Raw genomic sequence first — 2,538 nt, forward strand, 5'->3', positions numbered from 1 at the left:
GGGATGAGGCATTGACATATGAGAAGGTGGCCAGTACCATAGCTGACTACACAGGTACTCTCCGGTGGCAACCAGTATCGGCTGTACTGGAGTGTAGCTCAGCTGGTAGAGCAGCGGACTGCCACTCCTGTGGGACGTTGACAATCGGAAATCAGCTCTAATGCGGATGACCTGAATCACGGGAAAAGGTCAGGCATGCCTTCAGCATCATCCTCTTTGCATAACGTCAGCATAGGTGGGACAATAATGGGGGCAAGTCCATCTGCCCAAACTCTCCTAACCCGAAGTGTCCAGTTTCAGGGGTTCACTCCAAGTTGTTTATCAAAGGGTTCTTAAGATAGCTGTATCGACTGCCCGTAGAAGTTTACGTGTACTTGGGGGAATTGGTCATACACAGCTCAAGATATTGATTGAGCAGTGGAGGAAAGAATATAATCAGGTAAGTCCGCATAGCTTGTTGGACTACCGGCCACCTGCTCCTAAGGCTATTCTAACTATTACAACGACGTAGGAAGTGGTATAACTGCTGGGGCGGGTCAGACACATTTGGGGTGTACTATATTGGGGAGAAAGGAGTCCGGGCACCGATGGATATCCCCGCAGCCAGATGGCATCGAGTGATTGATGGCAGGAGATCGCGCAGGCGATTCGACGAGAAACCACTGAAGACGAAGCACCTCAAACGCCTGGAGGCGGTCTGCGCGGATTTCAGGCCCTTCGAGAGCGCCCGTGCCGTACTGGTAACGGAATCGCCCGAACGCGTCTTCAAGGGCGCGATTGGGCCCTACGGCAAGATCAGGGGAGCGCCGGCGTTCATTGCCTTCGTCGGCAACATGCAAAGCCCCATTGTGCAGGAGCAGATCGGCTATATGGGGGAAGGAATCGTGCTCGAGGCCGAAGCCCTGCACGTGAACACCTGCTGGGTGAGCGGTACGTTCCGGCCGGACGCGACGGCCGCGCTGCTTGGTATCAACAAGAACGAGGCGGTTCTGGCCGTTACGCCTGTGGGCTACGCGACGCCGCGGTTGTCCTTTGAGGAGAAGCTACTGACTGGGTTTGGCCGCACGCACAGACGAAAGCCTCTTTCGGACCTCGTGATCGGCCTTGAGCAAACCGAATGGCCCCAGTGGATCAGGGCGGCGCTGGAATCCGCACGCTTGGCTCCCTCGGCGGTCAACCGGCAGCCGTGGCGGTTCCACGTCGAGTGGGACAGCATCACCGTGGCGATCGACAGCGGTAAGCTGAAGAGGGAGTCTGTGCAGTCGAAGCGGTTGGACTGCGGTATTGCCATGCTGCACATTGAGGTAGCCGCAGTTCACCATGGGGTGAGAGGCAACTGGAGGTTCTTCAACCCTCCCCTGGTGGCCCGCTTCATGGTCGCGGACAAGGCGGTGTAGGCCGCGCTTGCAGGACAAGGCGGTGTAGGCCGCGCTTGCATTCGACCTGCCCCCCCCAACGTAAACAGACCAGCCAGCGCGATATAAGGACCGATGCTAGGCGTGGTACAATAGGCAAGTCTCAACGACCCTGGCAGACTAGTGTGCGTTGGCATGTTGGAACACTTCGGGCGGAGCGGCCGATAAAAAAGACTGCTTGAGTGAGGGGATTATTGTGGTTTAGATGGTCTGGGATATCTTCACCAAGGGATGGTTGGCACGAGCGGAGAAAGGTGAGAGGGTGCGCGTTGATAATGGTGACAGATTCATCTCTCTATGGATTGCATTCAATGGGTGGATAAGAGGCAGATACGGAGAGACTCATAACGACAGAGCCTTATTGGAAGAAGTGAAGCACTCAGACGACCTCTGCAATGTCTTCCTGGCCATGAGAATCACGGACACTAGGTTTAAGAACAGTCTGCTGAAACTTGGCAAGTACACCGTGATGAACATGAGATACCCGGAGGAACCCAGTAAATTTCTGGTATACGATGGCACGTTTACCTCACTAATGGAGGTGCTGTACAGCGTCCGGTGCAATCTCTTCCATGGTAGGAAGGATGTCAGTGAGGGCGAGAAGGATATCCTACTTGTGAGTCTCGCCTACCGCATACTGTTACCTTTATTCAAGCAGTTTCTCACACAACACAAAGTGACAGACCGTACTGAGCTGCAATGGCAGAGTACAGCTTTAGACTATCCTCAGTTAGTCCAGTCTTATAATGGCATTATGGAGTATCTCGTAGCCACCAATCTCCAGCGATTCAGATTCCAAAACGGAGTTCGAGGACTCTTTAGCCCATTAAGAGATCTATGGAGCGTAGATAAGGTGCAGAAATTTATTCGGGCTCTAGGATGGTTGTGGGATAAATAGCCGGAGTTCGCTTAGGGCAGACCAAGTGATTGCCGTGCCTTCCGTGCCGTTCTAGCAAGCCTATGAAAAACCCTTTCGACCAATCCCCGTGCGGCCCAGATGGGCCGCCTTCCCCTTCCTGTCCAGGAAGAGCCTTCCTACCGAGGAAGGGGGGAAAGATTATATCTGGGGGACACCGGCAGAATCTGGTTTCGGATTCTGCTAACGTCATTCTGTAAGAATGAC

At 54.0% G+C, this 2,538-nt stretch carries 2 protein-coding genes and 1 pseudogene; all 3 read left to right on the forward strand.

The features are described 5' to 3' along the window. The first annotated feature begins 394 nt into the window (after nucleotides 1–394). The 3 genes and pseudogenes from VMW13_10080 (at nucleotide 395) to VMW13_10090 (ending at nucleotide 2,313) form a co-directional block, all read left to right on the forward strand. Nucleotides 395–511: pseudogene (locus VMW13_10080) on the forward strand (integrase core domain-containing protein). Nucleotides 512–617: 106 nt separating this feature from the next. Next, nucleotides 618–1,397: a nitroreductase family protein gene (locus VMW13_10085; protein HUV45163.1), complete on the forward strand. Its 780-nt coding sequence runs from the start codon at nucleotides 618–620 to the stop codon at nucleotides 1,395–1,397. Between the two features lie 223 nt (nucleotides 1,398–1,620). Further along, a complete protein-coding gene (locus VMW13_10090) occupies nucleotides 1,621–2,313 on the forward strand; it encodes a hypothetical protein (protein ID HUV45164.1) in 693 nt (230 codons plus the stop codon). The last annotated feature ends 225 nt before the right edge of the window (nucleotides 2,314–2,538 follow it).

The sequence above is a fragment of the Dehalococcoidales bacterium genome (assembly GCA_035529395.1).
Lineage (GTDB): Bacteria > Chloroflexota > Dehalococcoidia > Dehalococcoidales > Fen-1064 > DUES01.